At 73.4% G+C, this 16,940-nt stretch carries 8 protein-coding genes; 2 read left to right on the top strand and 6 right to left on the bottom strand.

Going from position 1 to position 16,940, the window contains the following annotated elements:
* The 4 genes from IE329_RS08250 to IE329_RS08235 all read right to left on the bottom strand — a co-directional run.
* Positions 1–1,068: ACP S-malonyltransferase (locus IE329_RS08250; protein WP_190210166.1), on the bottom strand; the 1,068-nt coding region annotated here is incomplete at its 3' end.
* 95 nt (positions 1,069–1,163) lie between these two features.
* Positions 1,164–2,357 (bottom strand): cytochrome P450, encoded by a 1,194-nt coding sequence (locus tag IE329_RS08245; RefSeq protein WP_190210165.1) that lies wholly within the window; start codon positions 2,355–2,357, stop codon positions 1,164–1,166.
* The gene (locus IE329_RS08240) at positions 2,357–4,066 is read right to left on the bottom strand and encodes a thioester reductase domain-containing protein (RefSeq protein ID WP_190210164.1); all 1,710 of its coding nucleotides are present in this window, start codon (positions 4,064–4,066) and stop codon (positions 2,357–2,359) included. Before IE329_RS08240 ends, IE329_RS08245 begins: the two co-directional genes overlap by 1 nt.
* A complete protein-coding gene (locus IE329_RS08235) occupies positions 4,063–12,189 on the bottom strand; it encodes a non-ribosomal peptide synthetase (RefSeq protein WP_190210163.1) in 8,127 nt (2,708 codons plus the stop codon). Before IE329_RS08235 ends, IE329_RS08240 begins: the two co-directional genes overlap by 4 nt.
* A gap of 722 nt (positions 12,190–12,911) precedes the next feature.
* On the opposite strand from IE329_RS08235, the gene IE329_RS08230 reads away from it, so the two are divergent.
* Both IE329_RS08230 and IE329_RS08225 read left to right on the top strand, forming a co-directional pair.
* A complete protein-coding gene (locus IE329_RS08230; protein WP_190210162.1) occupies positions 12,912–13,775 on the top strand; it encodes an SCO6745 family protein in 864 nt (287 codons plus the stop codon).
* Positions 13,776–14,114: 339 nt separating this feature from the next.
* Positions 14,115–15,341 carry an IS4 family transposase gene (locus IE329_RS08225; protein WP_190210161.1) on the top strand — a complete coding sequence of 409 codons (1,227 nt, stop codon included), beginning with the start codon at positions 14,115–14,117 and terminating at the stop codon, positions 15,339–15,341.
* Positions 15,342–15,732: 391 nt separating this feature from the next.
* Here the strand turns inward: IE329_RS08225 and IE329_RS08220 are convergent, their stop codons facing one another.
* The gene (locus IE329_RS08220) at positions 15,733–16,152 is read right to left on the bottom strand and encodes a hypothetical protein (RefSeq protein ID WP_308438353.1); all 420 of its coding nucleotides are present in this window, start codon (positions 16,150–16,152) and stop codon (positions 15,733–15,735) included.
* Positions 16,153–16,154: 2 nt separating this feature from the next.
* Positions 16,155–16,748 carry an RNA polymerase sigma factor gene (locus tag IE329_RS08215; protein WP_190210160.1) on the bottom strand — a complete coding sequence of 198 codons (594 nt, stop codon included), beginning with the start codon at positions 16,746–16,748 and terminating at the stop codon, positions 16,155–16,157.
* Between the last annotated feature and the right edge of the window lie 192 nt (positions 16,749–16,940).

Raw genomic sequence — 16,940 nt, 5'->3', positions numbered from 1 at the left:
GACGGCCGACGGAACAACGGCCGCAGGCACGGCAGGCGACGGAACGGCCGGCGCCGCGACAGCAGCCACCGGGTCCGCCTGGGCGGGCACCACGGCCACTGCGGCGACCGCGGCGACTCCCCCGGCCTCCGTCCCGACCGTCCCGACCGAACCCGCCGGTCCCGCCGGTCCCGCCGTCACGGTGACCGTGACGACCTCCGGCACGGTCCGCCGGACCAGGCCCGACAGACCCGCCCTGCCGCACTCGACGAAGGTCCGGACCCCGGCCGCGTGCAGGTCCCGCACCGCCGCGAGGAACTGGACCGGTGCGGTGAGCTGACGCACCAGCAGGGCCTTGAGATCGGTGCCGTCGTCGACGGGCCCGCCGGCCACCGGGGAGAGGACCGGGAGGCGAAGCGGGCGCTGCCGGACGTCCCCGATCTCGCCCGCGAAGGCCTCGGCGGCCAGGGCGAGCATCGGGCTGTGGAAGGGGAAGGGCGCGTTCAGCCTGGTGGCCGGCACCTCCAGGGCCGCGGCGAGCGCGGTGACCGTGGCCAGCGCCGCCTCCGGGCCGGCCACCACCGTCTGCCGGGGCGCGTTGGCGACGGCGACGGCGAGCCCGGGCCGGTCGGCCGCCCCGACCAGGTGGGCGGCGCGCCGGGCGGGGAGCCCGAGCGCGACCATGCCGCCCGGCTCCGGGCAGTACGCGCTCAGGGCCCGCGAGCGGTGGCAGACCAGCCGTGCGCCGTCGGCGAGGTCGAAGGCGCCGGCGACGGTCAGCGCGGCGATCTCCCCCATGCTGTGACCGACCACCAGGTCGGGGGTGTACTGCCGCAGGGCGAGCCGGAACCCGCCCACCCCCGCGGCGAAGACCGCGAGCTGGAGGGCGAAGGAGTCCGTCCGCACGAGGTCGGCCGCGCCCGGCGCGTCCGGATCGGTGAGGAGGCCGGACACCCCCGGGTGCCCGAACTCGCCGGCCACCCGGTCGACGACCCGCAGGACCTCGGCGACCTCGGGATCGGACTCACCCGCGAAGATCCCCGGGGTGTAGCCGCCCTGGCCGGGCAGGAGAAGAACAGTCTCAGCCACCGTCACTCGTTTCTCGTCAAGGTTTCGTCGGGGCACCGCCCCACCGGCTCGCACGCTCGTCGGCCCGCCGGTCACCAGGTGACCGGCGGGTTCCGTCACCAGGTGACGGGCAGCTCCCGGACGCCGTAGAGGACCATGTCGTGGCGGAACGGCAGTTCCTCCAGCGGGCGGGCGAGCCGCAGGCCCGGCAGCCGGGCGAACAGGCCGGCGAACACGGTCGTCAGTTCCACCCGGGCGAGGGTGAGCCCGATGCACTTGTGGAAGCCGTGGCCGAAGGCGACGTGCTGCTGCGGCGACGTGCGGTGGATGTCGAAGGAGTCGGGCTCGTCGAACACGCCCTCGTCGCGGTTGGCCGCGTTGAGCATCGCGATCACACCCTCGCCGGCCTTGATCTCCTGGCCGCCGACGGTGAGGTCCTCGGTCGCCACCCGGGGCAGGCCGGCGTGGTTGATCGAGAGGAACCGCAGCAGTTCCTCCACCGCCTGCGGGTACAGCGAGGGGTCGGCCTTGAGGTCGGCGAGCTGCTCGGTGTGCTCCAGCAGGGTCGCCGCGCCGAGCCCGATCATCTGCGCCATGGTGTCGTAGCCGGAGAGCAGCAGCAGCGCGGCGAGGCCGACGAACTCGTCGTGGCTCAGCTTGCCGGCCTCCTCCTGGGCGACCAGCCGGCCGAGCATGTCGTCGGTGGGCTGCTGCTCCCTGGCCGTCACCAGCGCGTCGAAGTAGGCCATGAGTTCGCGCGCGGCGCCCTCGGCCTGCTCGGGGGTGCTGCTGCGGTCGAGGATGGTGTCCGTCAGGGTGACGAACACCTTGTGGTCCGCGTAGGGGACGTTGAGCAGTTCGCACATCACGGTGGCGGCCATCGGGAAGGCCAGCTGGCGCACCAGGTCCGCGGAGTTGCCCTCACCGGTCATCCGGTCGATCAGGTCGTCGAGGATGATCTGCATCCTCGGCCGGTGCGCCTCCATCTGGGTGATCAGGAACTCCCGCGTGACCAGCCGGCGCAGCCGGGTGTGGTCGGGGGCGTCCTGGTTGAGGAAGAAGCCGGGCGGGAGCGGGGTGTCGCCGTTGATGTAGGTCGGGTAGCCGGGCGTCTTGGGGTCGGAGCTGAACCGGAGGTCGGTGAGCACCGCCCGGACGTCCTCGTGCCGGGTGACCACCCAGACCAGCTCGCCGCGCGGCGTGCGGACCTGGAACACCGGCTGCCCGGCGCCGAGTTCACGGTACTGCGGGGGCGGGTCGAGCGGGTGGTTGCGCGGCATCGGGAAGGACGGGGTGGCGGTCGCGGTCATCACTGGCTCCGGGTCTGGTCGAGGGCGGTCGAGGGGGCCGGCAGGTAGCCCGTCGAGACGAAGTACTGGAGGTAGAGGTGGAACAGGTCGCGGTCGACGGGCCGGCACTCGATGCCCGATCCGGCCAGCGCCTCGTGCAGCTTCTCGGCGGCGAACTCCGGCTTGGCGCCGGCGAAGCCGACCTCCTCGGCGGGCCGGTCGGCGCCGAACAGCGGAAGGTAGTAGCGCATCTCGTTCTCCTCGCCCCGTTCGAGGGCGGCGGAGAGCTCCTGGTACCAGTCCTGGTAGTCCAGGCGGCGCAGCGGGTAGCCGAAGTCGACGATCAGCTCGAAGAGTTCGTTCATCCCGGCGGGGCGGGAGCTGGGCAGGTTGAACACCGGTTCGGCGTGCACGCCGCCGAGGGCCAGGTGCACCACCGACGCGGCGCAGTAGTCGACCGGGACGAGGTCGAGCAGCAGGTCGTAGTCCAGGTAGGCGCCGAGCTGGATGCAGCCCTTGATCAGGTGGTTGATGAAGGTCTCGGTGGCGCACGCCCCGGTGACCTGCGAGCCGGTGATCGCGCCGGGGCGGTAGACCTGGGTCGGGATGCCCCGTTCGCGGGCGGCCGTCATCAGGCTGTCGGCCACCCACTTGGACTGGCGGTAGCCGCCGACGACGCCGTCCGACTCGGTGAGGGGCTCCTCCTCCCAGCGGCGTTCGCCCAGGTGGCCCGGGTAGACGCCGGTGGTGGAGATGAAGTGCACCGGCTTGATCCTGCTCCGGCAGGCCAGCCGCAGGACCTCCTGCGCACCGAGGATGTTGACCGGCTTGATCTTCGCGTACGGCACGATCCAGCTGGAGATCGCGGCGTTGTGGATGATCATCTCCACCTCGGCGGCCACCCGGTGGTGGTCCTCGCGGGAGAGTCCCAGGTACGGACGACCGGTGTCCCCGGGGACGCCGATGACGCGTTCCCGGTCGCCGTCCCGGACCAGGTCGTACTCGGCGAGGTTCTCCATGACCCGGCGGGCCGCCTGCTCCGGGCCGTCGGCGCGGACCAGGACCCAGACGTCGGCCTGCGAACGGTCGAGGAGTTCCCGGAGCAGGAAGGCGCCGGTGTACCCGGTACCGCCGGTGAGCAGCACGTTGCGGTAGGGGCCGGTGGCGGCGGGCAGCGCGTCCTCGTCCGGGACGATGTCGGCCGGCAGCACGGCGTCCGCCCGCATCTCCTCCGTCCCGACGCCCCGGGGGTTGCCGGCGCCGGTGACGGCGGGATCGGCCTGCGAGCTGACCATCCGGGCCAGTTGGGCGACCGTGGGGTCCTCGAACATCCGGCGCAGGTCGAGCCGTACGTCGTAGACCTCGCGGACCTGCGCCGCCATCTGGAGGACCGTCAGGGAGTCGCCGCCCAGGTCGAAGAAGCTGGTCTCCACACCCACCGTGGACAGGCCCAGCAGGTCCTGCCAGATCCGGGCGAGCTGCGCCTCGACGGAGGTGCGCGGCGCCACGTACGCGTTGTCGGCGCCGCCCTCGTCCCCGGTGAGGGCCGGCAGGCTGCCGCGGTCCACCTTGCCGTTGGGCAGCTTGGGCAGTTCCGGCAGCACCACGAAGTGCGCCGGGACCATCGCCTCGGGCAGGTGGGTGCGGGCGTAGGCCCGCAGGGTGGAACGGAATCCGGCCGCCCAGGAGGAGGACAGTGGGTCGTTGGCGAGTTGTCGGGTCGAGCTCATGCGGTGCCCCTCGCGTCCTCGGCGTTGGTGAATACGGCATCGAAGGTGTCCAGCCGGCCGTCCCGCGGCACCGAGACGGTGACCCGGCGTCCGGTGAGCCCGGCCAGCTCGAAGGCGTCCTCGGGGTGCAGTCCGCCGCTCCCGTCCACCTCCCAGAGCAGGCGCTCCAGCTCCCAGGCGGTGGTGCTCCCGGCGGCTTCCGCGAGCGCCTTCACGGCGGCCGCGGTGCGTACCAGGCGGGCGTTCGGGACGCCGGTCAGGGTGACGCCGGCGGGGTCGGACTCCAGCAGCTTCCGCAGTCCGGCCGGCCCGTCGGCGAGCGAGTCCCAGGTGATCCGCCGGGACGGGACCAGCGGCGGTCGCGGCTCCTGCGGGTCGCCGACCAGCAGCGTCACGTCGTAGCGGAACAGCGACAGTTCGTTCTCCGCCCGGCCGCGCTTGAGCTCCAGCCGGACTTCGCGGACGGCCGGGAGTTCGGCGGCGAGCTGGTGGAAGAAGGCCGGCGAGAGGCAGAGTTCGCGCTCGTCCTGGAGCCGGCGGGCGATCGCGGACCTGACCTCCTCGGCGCTCTGGAGCGGCGAGGCCCGGTGCAGCTGGACCGAGGTCTGGAACTCGGGGAGCATCTCGACCGACCGCACGTCCCCGACGAACACCGCGCCGCCGGGCCGCACGGCGGCGACCGCGTCCCGCAGGACGGTGCGCAGGTAGTCGGTGCCGGGGAAGTACTGCACCACCGAGTTCAGGACGACGGTGTCCAGCCGGCCGGGCTCCAGCGCGGCCAGGTACTCCGGGCCGGAGCGCTCCAGCCGTACGTGGTCCGGCAGCGGGCGGCCCAGGCAGCCGGCCGCGGCGTCCAGCGCGCCCTGCGAGATGTCGATGCCGTGGTACTCGTCGACCTCCTCCGCGAAGGAGCGCAGCACCAGGCCCACGCCGACGCCGACGTCCGCGACGGCGGTCGGGCCGAGCAGGCGGACCCGTTCGACGGTGTGCCCGAGCCACTCGCGCATCTGCTCCTCGGGGATCGGCTCGCCGGTGTAGCTGCTGAGCCACCCGGCGAACTCGGGCCGGTCCTCCTCGGGCGCGGTGTACGCGCCCTCCCAGACCTCGCTCCAGCGCCGCACGTGCGCGTCCTGGACGGACGGGTCGGACAGCGACCCGGTGGGCGAGACGTACGCCACCAGCTCGGTGCCGTTGGCGCCCTCGATCGCGACCACCGCCACGGCGTCCGCCTGCGGGTGCCGGGAGAGCACGCTCTCCACCTCGTCGGGCTCCACCCGGTGGCCGAGGATCTTCACCTGCCGGTCCACCCGGCCGAGGAACTCCAGGTTCCCGTCGGCCCGCCAGCGCACCCGGTCCCCCGTGCGGTAGAACCGCCCGCCGTCCGCCTCGACGAACCGCTCCGCGGTGGTCTCCGGCCGGCCGACGTAGCCGGCCGCGACGCCGTCGCCGCCGATCCACAGCTCGCCGGACACACCGATCGGGACGGCCTTGCCGTGGGCGTCCACCACCCGGATCGCGGTGTTGGCGATCGGCCGGCCGATCGAGATGTTGCCCGCCTCGGCGTCGCGCTCCGGGTCCAGGTCGTGCACCGTCGACCAGATGGTGGTCTCGGTGGGCCCGTACATGTTGCGGACGGCGACGCCCGGCAGCGCCCCGAGCAGGCGGCGGGCCAGGCCGGACGGGAACGCCTCGCCGCCGACCAACAGGGCCCGCAGCCCGGTGAGCGCCTGCAGCGCCTCGGGTTCGGCGGCCACCGCGGTGAACAGCGACGGGGTGCCCTGGACGAGCGTGACGCCCTCGCGTACGCACAGTTCGGCGAAGGAGTGGCCGCTCTCGGCGACCTCCGCCTCGTGCGCCTCGCGCAGCCGGTCGACCCAGCCGAGGCTCGCCATCACGTCCTCGGGGGCGAGCCCGAAGTCGACCAGGCAGGCCACCTCGTCGACGCCGGCGCCGGCCAGCTCCCGGACGAGTTCGGCGCAGGTGTCGGGCGAGCCGAACAGGCCGGAGGACTCGAAGTAGCGGTCGATCGCCATGTCGAGCAGGGCGTCGAGGTACTCCTCGGCCCCCAGCTCGGGGAACTCCTGGCCGGTGGTGGCGAACACGGTGCGCCACAGTTCGGTCGAACTGCGCAGGTACTCCCGGAACGGCTCCCGGGCCAGCTTCCGGGCCTGCTCGGTGTCGTCCGACATGAAGGTGTGCACCATCACGGTGACGTGGCCGGGGCCGGTGTGGCCGGCCGCCGCGCGGGCCGCCCGGTAGGCGGTGATCTTCTCCGCCAGCTCCTCGGGCGCCTGGCCCAGCAGGTGGGTGAGCAGGTTGACGCCGGAGGCGCCGGCCTTCTCGAAGGTCTGCACGGTGCCGACCGAGGTGAGCCAGATCGGCGGCTCCTCCTGCACGGGCGCGGGGAAGATCCGGACGTCCACCTGCTCACCGCTGCCGCCGGTCCGCCGGACCGGCTCGCCCCGCCACAGCTTGCGGAACTCGGCCAGCTGCTCGGCCATCACGTCCTTGCGGGCTGCGAAGTTGTCCGGCCGCAGCACGAAGTCGTTGGAGTTCCAGCCGGCCGCGAAGGCCAGCCCGACCCGGCCGCCCGAGAGGTTGTCGACCAGCGACCACTCCTCGGCGATCCGCACGGCGTCGTGCAGGGGGGCGACCACGCTGCCGCAGCGCAGGGCGATCCGGTCGGTGATGGTGGCCAGCGCGGCCGACATCACGGACGGGTTGGGGTAGAGGCCGCCGAACTCGTTGAAGTGCCGCTCGGGCGTCCAGACCGCCTCGAAGCCGTGCTGGTCGGCGAACCGGGTGGCGTCCAGCACCAGTTGGTAGCCGTCCCGGTTGGAGCCGCCGGCCGAGGCGGCGAAGAAGAACAGGCTGAACCCGACCGCCCGGTCCGAGGACTCCGGCCGGCTCACCAGGTTGTTGATGACCCGCTCGCCGGCGACCACCACCTTGGCCCCGCGGGTGAGCGGCCAGAGCAGCTCCAGCACGGAGATGTCGAAGGAGACGCTGGTGACGGCGAGGACGGCGTCCTGCGGGTCGCAGCCGACCCGCTCGTCCATGCCGGCGAAGAAGTTCACCACGTTGCGGTGGCGGATCGCCGTGCCCTTGGGCCGGCCGGTGGAGCCGGAGGTGTAGATGACGTACGCCGTGTCGTCGCCGTCCGCGGCGGTCGCGGTCACCGGTGCCTCGCCGTCCAGGGCCGCGATCGCCGCGGCGTCCAGGGCCAGGTCGACCACCCGGGGCGCGGTGATCCCCTCCGGTGCGCCCGGGCCCCTGACCAGGCAGCTGATCCCGGCGTCGGCGGCGATGTCCTCCAGTCGCCCCCGGGGGAAGGACGGGTCCATCGGCACGTAGGCCGCGCCCGCCTTGAACACCGCCAGCAGCGCGGCGACCAGGTCGACGCCGCGGCGCAGGCTGACCCCGACCAGGTCGCCCCGGCCGACCCCGGCGGCGACCAGGTGATGCGCCAACCGCGTCGCACGGAGGTCCAGTTCGCGATAGCTGACCCGCTCGCCCCGGTGCACCACGGCGATCGCCCCGGGGGTGGCGCCGGCCTGGCGGGCGAACAGCCCGTGCACCGTCGAGGCCGGGTCGTACCGGACGGCGGTGTCGTTCCAGCGCTCCAGCCGGCCGCTCTCCTCCGGTCCGACCAGCGCGAGTTCGGCGATCGGCGTCCGCGGCCGCTCCGCCAGGGCGGTGAGCGCGCGTTCGTAGTAGCCGGCCAGCCGGGTGCAGAACTCCTCCGGGAGCACGGCGAGATCGCAGTCCAGCCAGAGCTGGAGTCGGCCGAGTTCGGGATCGACCAGGAAGTTGACCGCGAGCGGGTAGTTGGTCTCGGCGATGCCGACCGTCACGGTCATCAGGGCGTCCGCCGACCGGTGCCGGTCGCCGTGGAAGTCCATGAAGTTGACGTAGCTGTCCAGCCGCAGCTCCTCGCCCAGGTCCTGCTGCATCTGGCCGAACGGGTACCGGCGGTGCGGCGCGGAACGCTGCTCGTGGCCGAACGCGCCGCGGGCGGCGTCGAGCAGCGTGGCGGTCGCCAGGTCGATCCGCAGCGGCAGGGTGTTCAGGAAGACGCCGATGGTCTCGTCGCCGCCCGCCTCCTCCAGGCGGGCGTTGGCGACCACCCCGGTGAGGACTTCGTCGCTGCCGCCGACCAGCCGCAGCACGGCCAGGTGCGCCGCCGTGAGCAGGGACTTCAGCGGCAGCCCCGCCTCCATGGCGAGCCCGCGCAGGGCCCCCGCCAGGTCGTCCGGCAGCGGTACGTCGAGGCGGCGGTTGCCGCCCGCCCCGGCCGGGTCCGCCGCGGAGCGCCTGACCAGCACGGTCGGCTCGGCGCCGCGCAGCAGGCCGGCCCAGTATTCGCGCGAGGTCCCGTCGGCCACCGCCCGGAGTTCGGCGGCCACGAAGTCACGGTACGTCGAGGCGACTTCGGGCAGCCGGAGCTGCTCGCCCGCCAGCCGCGCGCGGTAGTGGGAGACCACCTCCTCCAGCATCCGCATGTCGCTCCAGCCGTCGAGCACGACATGGTGCTCGATCACCGACAGGTGGAACCGGCCGGGGCCGCACGGGTGCACGGCGAAGCGCAGCAGCGGCGGGACGAGCGGGTCGAAGGTGGTGTACTTGGCGAGTTCCACCCACTCCCGGACGGCGTCCAGCCGGCCCTGCTCGTCGAGGTGGCCGAGGTCCTCCGCCACCTCCAGCGGCAGCGTGACCTCGCGGTGGACGAGCTGGAGCGGCTTGGAGTAGCGGGCCAGCTCGAAGGAGCAGCGCAGCGAGGGGTGGCGCCTGGCGGTGTCGTCGAGTGCGGAGCGCAGCGCGTCGAGGTCGAGGCCGGCCGCGACCTGGACGCTGGTGACGACGCGGTAGACCGAGGAGTCCTCGGTGATGGCGGCGTGGTAGAGCATGCCGGTCTGCATCGCGCTCAGCGGGTAGGCGTCGTCCAGCCCCTCCGGCAGCAGGGCGCGGTCCGCCGGGGTGAGGAGGCCGAACGGCACGGTCCGCGGCGGGAGTTCCGAGGCGTCCGCCAACGGCTTGAGGATCTGGGCCAGTTCACGGATCGACGGGCCCTTGAACAGGTCCGACACCTCGAAGGTGTACCCCTGCCGTTCCACCTCCGCCCGGACCCGGATGGCGTGCATGGAGTCGCCGCCGCGGGCGAAGAACGACTCGTCGACGCCCAGGTCCGCCAGGTCGAGCACGGTGCGCCAGGCCTCGTGCAGCAGCTGCTCGACCGGGCCCACGGGGTCGACGGTCAGCCCGGACCGCGGACCGGCCGCCGGCAGCGGGAGCGCCCGGCGGTCGAGCTTGCCGTTGGAGAGCAGCGGCATGGTGTCCAGGGCGAGGACGTGCGCGGGGACCATGTACGCCGGCAGCCGCCCGCGCAGCCAGCCGGTCAGGCCCGCCGGCACGTCGGCGCCGGTGGCCGTGACGATGTGGGCCACCAGCTGCGGCTGTCCGTCCGGCCCGGGCGGGCCGGTCACCACGGCCTGGGCGACCTCGGGGTGGGAGAGCAGCACCGACTCGATCTCGCCGGGCTCGATCCGGTAGCCGTGCACCTTCACCTGGTGGTCCAGCCGGCCGCGGTAGAGGACGACGCCGTCCTCGCGCAGCACGGCCGCGTCCCCGGTGCGGTAGAGCCGGCCCGGGCCGAAGGGGTTGTCCAGGAACCGCTCGGCGGTGAGTTCCGGCCGGTTCAGGTAGCCGGTGGCCACCTGGACGCCGCCGATGTACAGCTCGCCCGCGACGCCGAACGGCATCGGGCGGCCCTCCCCGTCGAGCACGTGCAGGGAGGTGTTGGCGACCGCCCGTCCGATCGGCACCACGCCGTCGGCGTCGGCCGGGCGGCAGCGCCAGTGGGTGACGTCGATGGAGGCCTCGGTGGGGCCGTAGAGGTTGTGCAGTTCCGGGGCCTGATCGCCCCCGCCGTACACCTCGAAGAACCGGCCGACCGTCTCGGGGCGCAGTGCCTCCCCGCTGCAGACGACCCTGCGCAGCCCGAGCAGGCCGTGCGCGGCCGGTTCGGCGAGGAACAGGTCGAGCATGGACGGCACGAAGTGCACGGTGGTGATGCCGCGGGTGCGGACGACCTCGGCGAGCGCGCGGGGGTCGCGCTGGGCCCCGGGCTCGGCCAGGTGCAGGGCGGCGCCGTTGAGCAGGGGCCAGAAGAACTCCCAGACCGAGACGTCGAAGCCGAACGGGGTCTTCTGCAGCACCCGGTCGTCCGGGCCGAGCCGGTACTCCTCCTGCATCCACAGCAGACGGTTGACCACGCCCCGGTGCGGGACGGCGACGCCCTTGGGGCGGCCGGTGGAGCCGGAGGTGTAGATCACGTACGCCGGGTCCTGCGGACCGGCGCCGCCGGGGACGGGGCCGGCCGGCGGCAGCAGCGGCAGGATCTCGTCCACCGCCAGGACGGCGGCGGCGGTCCCGGTGAGCGCCCCGGCGAGGCCGGAGTGGCTGAGCACCGTCCGGACGCCGGCGTCCTCGATCTGGAAGGCCAGCCGCTCGTCCGGCAGTTCGGGGTCGAGCGGCAGGTAGGCGCCGCCGGCGAGCAGCACCGCGAGAAGGCTCACCACCAGGTCGAGCGAGCGCTCCTGGTGGACGCCCACCACATCGCCGGTGGTGACGCCCTCGATCCGCAGCCGGGCGGCCAGCCGGTTCGCCTGTTCGACCAGCTCGCCGTAGCTGAGCGTGCCGCTCGCGGTCTCGGCGGCGAGCGCGTGCGGGGTGCGTGCGGCCTGCGCCGTGACGAGCTCGTGCAGGCAGGCGGTCAGGTCGTACGGGCGCGTGACCGCATCGGCCAGGCCCAGCAGGCGGGCCTGCTCGCCCTCGGCGAGCAGGTCCAGCTCGCCGATCGGCCGGTCGGCGGACAGCGTGCCGGCACCGGATCCGGCGAGCCGGTCGAGGAAGGCCGCGAAGCGGTGCTGGTGGGCGGCGAGCGTGCCGGCGTCGTGCAGGGCGGGATTGCCCTCGAAGGACAGCCGCAGGTCGGCGCCGTCGGCGCCGCCGAAGAACTCGATCGCCAGGTCGCCGACCGGGCCGGAGGAGAGCTGGTGGACGGTGCCCTCGACCTCGCCGAACCGCAGCCGGCCGTCGAAGGAGACCACGTTCACCACGACGCCGGCCGCCTCGCCGCCGCCTTCGCTGCGGCGCAGCTCACGCCTGATCTCCTCGCCGCGGTGGCGCTGGCGCCGCAGCAGCTCGCCGACCTGCTCGCCGACCTGCGTGATCAGGTCGCCGAGCCGGGTGGCGGGTTCGACCTGGAGGCGCAGCGGCAGGACGTTGGCGAGCATGCCCGGCGTGGTGAGGGTGAGCCGGGTGGTGCGGGCGCGGACCGGCAGTCCGATGACGATGTCCCGCGCCTCGGTGACGCGGTGCAGGTACGCGGCGGTGATCGCGAGCGCGACCACCGACCAGTGCGTGCGGTGGGCGGCGGCGAGTTCCCGCATCACCCCGGAGCGGGAGGTGAGTTCGAACCTGTCCCCCGCCGCGGGCGAGCCCGGGGTGCGGTCGGCGAGGCTGGTGGGTTCGGGCCGGCCGCCGGCCGCCGCCAACCAGTGGTCGCGGTCGTCCTGGAAGGCGGCCGAGGCACGGTACTCGGCCTCCTCGGCGAGTAGGTCGGCGATCGACCCGGTCGCCTTGGCCGGCACCGGGCGTCCCTGCACCAGGGCGGTGTGGATCTCGGCCAGCCGGCGCCAGTGCAGGGCCTGGCCCCAGCCGTCCAGCACGATGTGGTGGTAGCGGAAGTAGAAGAGGTGGTGCTCGGCCGACAGCCGCAGCAGCACGTGGCGGAAGAGCGGGCCGGCGGTGAGGTCGACCGGGACGGCGAGGTCCGCGCGCATCCAGGCCTCGGCCTCCGCCCGCGGGTCGCCGGCCGCTTCGAGGTCGACGGTGAGCAGCGGCGCGTCGGCCGGGCCGGGCTGCTGGGCCGGTTCGCCCTGCGCGTCGAGGAGCAGCCGTACCCGCAGCGCCTCGGACTCCTGGACGGCCAGGCCGACCGCCGTGGCGAGCGTCAGGCTGTCGAGCGGTCCACGGATCTCCACGTGGCCACCGCAGTTGTGCTGTGCACCGGTGGAGTCCAGCTGGTGCGCGACCCATACTTCCTGCTGCGCGACGGACAACGGCAGAGTATGCCCCGGGAAGGCATGCACGAGCCACTCCTCTAAATGGATTCCATGAACGGCCCCACAGCCCCGGCCGACGGCGTGCTGACGGCTTGGCGGTCAGGCCGTCGGGATGCCGGGGAAAGAAATTCACACCGCAAAAGGTTGATACGCAAACAACTCAGCGTGCTCCGTGCCGGGGCAGCACTGGGGAAGCCGGCCGGAACGATTCGGCTCCGTGGCCGGCCCATGGCTGTTCCGGGGCGGAATGTGGTGGTCGCCCCGTGGGTGGATGACTGGTGAATTCAGCTACATGTCAGCCTGGTTGGCACTCGCGAATCCCCCTGTCCGCTGCGGCCCGACGATCCTTCGGCCCTCCACCTGCCGAGCGGCGGATCGAGGCACCCTGCTGCCTTCGGTGTGCATCCCACCCCAGCCGGACGACCCTCGTCAAGCATCGGACCGCTAAGCCAGAGGCCGCAGATTCGGACAAAGGGCCCACTCCGTGACCGTCCCCGCCGCGTGGCTACGCGTTCCGGCCCGCCGGTCCGCCGCCAGGCGGCGGAAGGCCTCCTGATTTAAGCCCGGCCGGATCCGGGGCGGCAGTGCGGGCGAGCCGGCGATTCCGTGCGAGATTTCCGAGATCTGCTCTTGACAGGCACAGTTGAGCGACCGTCAGAGATCACGAACCGGATACTCCCGCTCCTCCGACGGTGCGTCAGGGCAGTACGGTGTGAGCCATGACCAATCCCACCCCTGTCGCCGTGCGCCGTTGCTACAACTCCTTCCACCCCGTGCACGCCGCGCACTACTTCGCTCCCGAGCACGACGACGAATTCGAGGCGATCGGCCTGGAGCGCGGACCGATGGCCTATTTCGCCGGACGGGCCGCGGCGTTCGGCGCGGTCGGCGCGGGCGTGGTCGCGGCGACCTTCTACAACTTCAACCCCGCACTGGTCGCGGAGAAGATTCCCCGCGCCTGGACGTACGCCTCACCGGAGACCGTTCTGCGGACCAGACTGCGGATCGCGGACAGCTGCCTCACCAGACTGCTCGGGCCCGAGGCCCTCGCCTCCCGCGCGATGGCGGAGGCAGCCGACCTGGCCATGGCGGCGACCGCCGGATGCGGCCGACCCGGCCGTCCGCTCTACTCCGCGCACGCCGACCTGCCCGTTCCGGAGTCGGCGCACATGCGGCTCTGGTACGCGGCGACCCTGCTGCGCGAGCATCGGGGGGACGGTCATCTGGTGGCCCTGGGCGAGGCGGAACTCGACGGCCTGGAGGCCCTGGTGAGCCACACGGCCACCGGGACGGCCTGGCGGCCGCAGTACCTCCAGGCCAACCGCGGCTGGACGGCACAGGACTGGAGCGACGCCCAGGACCGGCTGCGCGACCGCGGGCTGCTGGACACCGCCGGCGAGCTGACCGATGCCGGGATGGAGCTGCGCCGGGCCCTGGAGGCCGAGACGGACCGGCTGGGCTTCGCGCCGTACGCCCTCCTCGGCGCGGAGGCCACCAAGCGGCTGACCGAACTGGCCGGGGCCTTCACCAAGACCGTCCTGGCCGGCGGCGGGCTCCCGCTGCGGGAGATGGGCAAGGGGTGAGGGTCCGGCGTACCGGCGGCGGCCGCGCGCCCGGCCGCCCCGGGCGGTAGGTGGCTGCGGGCGGCAGCGGGTGGCCGGTGGCGGCGGGCGGCAGCGGGTGGCCGGTGGCGGCGGGCGGCAGCGGGTGGCGGGTAGCGGCGGGCGGCGGGCGGCAGCGGATGGCGGGCAGTGGCGGCGGAAGGCGTCCGGCGCGGGCCCGTCTGTTCCGACACACCCGTCCCATCCGTCACACATATGGTTCGCACACTTATCACAACGGGCATCCGCACACCCGGCCGTCCGGCACGACAGAGACGGAGATCACTCCTCCACTTCGAGCTGCTGTGCGAAAATACGCACATGGCTAATCACGCTGAGTTACCGACGAGCCGTCTCGCAGACGACCTGGCAATCGGCCTACTGGCCAAGACCTTTCCCTACAAGGCGGTTCACGCCGCGATCGCGACCACCGGCCGCCTTGAGCAGCGGACCCGTACGCTCCCCGCCTGGCTGATGGCCTACCTGTCGATGGCGCTCTGGCTGGACCTCGGCACCGGCTACGTCCGGGTGCTGCGCAACCTCATCAGCGGCCTGCACTGGTCGTCAGGTCTCACGCACTGCTACCCGATACCCACCGACGGCGCCATCTGCCGCGCCCGGGAGCGGCTGGGCAGCGAACCGCTCCGGCTGCTCTTCGACAGCACCACCAGGCCGGCCGGGCACCCGCGGGCCACCTGGCGCGGACTGCGGAAGGTGGCCGTGGACAGCACGGTCTTCGACCTCCCGTCCAGCGAGAAGAACCTCGTGGAGTTCGCCGGCGGCGCCGGAAGCGCCGTCCCGCAGGTACGGCTCTCCCTGCTGGCCGAATGCGGCAGCCAGGCCCTGCTCGGAGCGGCCTTCAACTCCGCCGCCGCGGGCGAACGCGCCCCGCTGGAGCAGGTGCTGGACCGATGTACGCCCGGGATGCTGGTGATGGCCGCCCGCGCGGTCCCGTCCTACGACCTGTTCAGCCGGACGGCCGCGACCGGCGCCGAACTGCTCTGGGGGACGTGCGACTCCTTCACCCTGTCGTTCAAGTCGCGGCTGACCGACGGTTCGTACCTCTCCGAGCTGCGGGGCAGAAGACCCGCCGACCGCCTCGCGGTGCGGGTGATCGAGGCCGGGCTGGTCTACGACGACGAGACCCCCGGCGTCCGCGCCCTGGTCACCACCCTGCTCGACCCTCGCACGGCACCCGCCCAGGAGCTCGCCACCTGCTACGCGGAGCGCTGGGACACCACGGCCCTCCTGCGGCGCACCAAAGTGGACCTGCGCAGGCCCGGAGGCGCCCTGCGGTCCCGCACCCCGGACGGCGTCCGGCAGGAGATCTGGGCCCTCCTCTGCGTGTACCAGGCACTGCGGACCCTGGGCACCGGCCGGGAGGACGCCGACGGACCCTTCACGGGCAGCCCTTTCGCGGACGCACCCCCGGCGGGCGGACCCCCCGCGAACGGACCCTCCGCAGGCGGACCCTTCGTGGGCGGACCGGACCTTCCCGCAGCACCGGAAAGCACCGGGAATCCCCGGACAGCGGCTCTCGCCCACTGACTTCGCGTCTTTCGGGGCGGCCGGAAGGTTCGGACGGGCTCCATCCCGCCGGGCGGCCACGGTCGCCGGCCTGATCGGTGCGCCCGGCAGTTCCACAATGCGGCCGGCACCGCATTCGCCGGCATCCCGCCGGGCGGCGGAACGCGCGCCCGGCCGGAATACCGCCCGCTGACGAGGAGACCCGCCCCGGGGCAGGCCGGCCGCACCGCGGAACCCTCCCGGCCGCCCCGCACAGCACCACAGCCCCACAGCCCCACAGCCCCACAGCCCCACAGCCGCACAGCCGCACAGCCCCAGGGCGTCGTCCCGGGCATGCCCGGTCCGAACCGCCGGCCGGCCCGAGGCCGGCCTGCCCCGGGCCGGCGCCGCCTCCGCCGCCGCCCGGGGCCCGTCACACCCCCGCGGCCGGGGGCGCCTTGGCCAGGGTGCAGACGCCGTCCTCGCACCGTCGCTCCAGCCGGCCGCGGGAGACGGTCTGCACCAGGCCGACCAGCCAGCAGGTGGGACAGCCGCGGAAGGCGATCAACGCCGACGGGGCCACCACCAGGGCCACCGGCCCGATGACCGGCACCAGGGCGATCGAGCCCGCGAGCAGCCCGAAGCCGATCGCACCGCGGGCCAGATGGCGCGGGACGGACGTACTGGCGTAGTCCCGCCCGGGCGGCGCGGCCCCGGCGGCGGTCCGCGCCGTCGCCCCCTGCTCCGGCTGCACGGTGTCCAGGAGGTTCACGGTGCTGACGGTGCTGACGGTGTCCAGGGTGTTCACGGACTTGACGGTGTCCGGGGCGTTCAGGGTTTTCAGGGCGTTCACTGTCACCGCTCTCCTCCGGCCGGCCGGCCGGCTGCTCGGCCGGGTTCCCGGCCGCTCGCTGCCAAGGAATGACGCAGGGCCGCCCGCGCCCGGTGCAGCCGCGACTTCATCGCCGCGTCGCTCAGGCCGAGCGCACGGGCGACAGCCCTGCCGGGCAGGCCCTGGACGTCCCGCATGACCAGGACCTGCCGCTGGTCGAGGGGGAGCCGGGCGACCGCGGCCGCGATCCGCTCCACCTCCAGCCCGCGCAGCACCGCCTCCTCGGCGGACCGTTCCGCGGACGCCTCCACCCCGGCCGGCCCCTGCTCGCCCCGCAGGGCCGGCGACCGGAACTGCCGGAGGCATTCGTTGCGCACGATCCGGAACATCCAGGAGGCGAGCGCGCCGGTGGCCCGCAGGGTGCCGATCTTCCGGTAGAGCATGATCAGTGCCTCCTGCGCGGCGTCCTCCGCGTCCTCCGGCGAGGCGCACAGCGACAGCGCGAACTTCCGCACATGGGGCTGCGATTGCGCCACGACGGTGGTGAGCGAGGTGACGTCGCCGTTCCGGGCGGCCTCGATCAGCCGCTCGTCCGGCCAGCGGAAGCGTAGGGTCATGTGCTCCTCCTCCCCGGAAGTCCGCGGGCGCCGGCGCGGGTCATCGACGGCTCCGGTAGCGCCGCAGCAGGTGCAGGCTGCACGCGCCCACGAGCAGGGCCGCGACCACGGCGATCACAACGGTCATCATCAGTTCCTCCGGTTCCGCCGGCGCCTTCGGCCGGTACGGGGATAAGAGGCGGGCAGGACCGA

Source organism: Kitasatospora indigofera, assembly GCF_014655955.1.
Lineage (GTDB): Bacteria > Actinomycetota > Actinomycetes > Streptomycetales > Streptomycetaceae > Kitasatospora > Kitasatospora indigofera.
Note: the sequence above shows the minus strand (reverse complement) of the source record. Positions and strands in the feature narration are given on the sequence as shown.

Excerpts from the sequence above, each read along its gene's own strand:
- IE329_RS08215 (WP_190210160.1), bottom strand. The coding sequence starts at position 16,748 with ATGACCCTACGCTTCCGCTGGCCGGACGAGCGGCTGATCGAGGCCGCC.
- IE329_RS08230 (WP_190210162.1), top strand. The coding sequence starts at position 12,912 with ATGACCAATCCCACCCCTGTCGCCGTGCGCCGTTGCTACAACTCCTTC.
- IE329_RS08245 (WP_190210165.1), bottom strand. The coding sequence starts at position 2,357 with ATGACCGCGACCGCCACCCCGTCCTTCCCGATGCCGCGCAACCACCCG.
- IE329_RS08240 (WP_190210164.1), bottom strand. The coding sequence starts at position 4,066 with ATGAGCTCGACCCGACAACTCGCCAACGACCCACTGTCCTCCTCCTGG.
- IE329_RS08225 (WP_190210161.1), top strand. The coding sequence starts at position 14,115 with ATGGCTAATCACGCTGAGTTACCGACGAGCCGTCTCGCAGACGACCTG.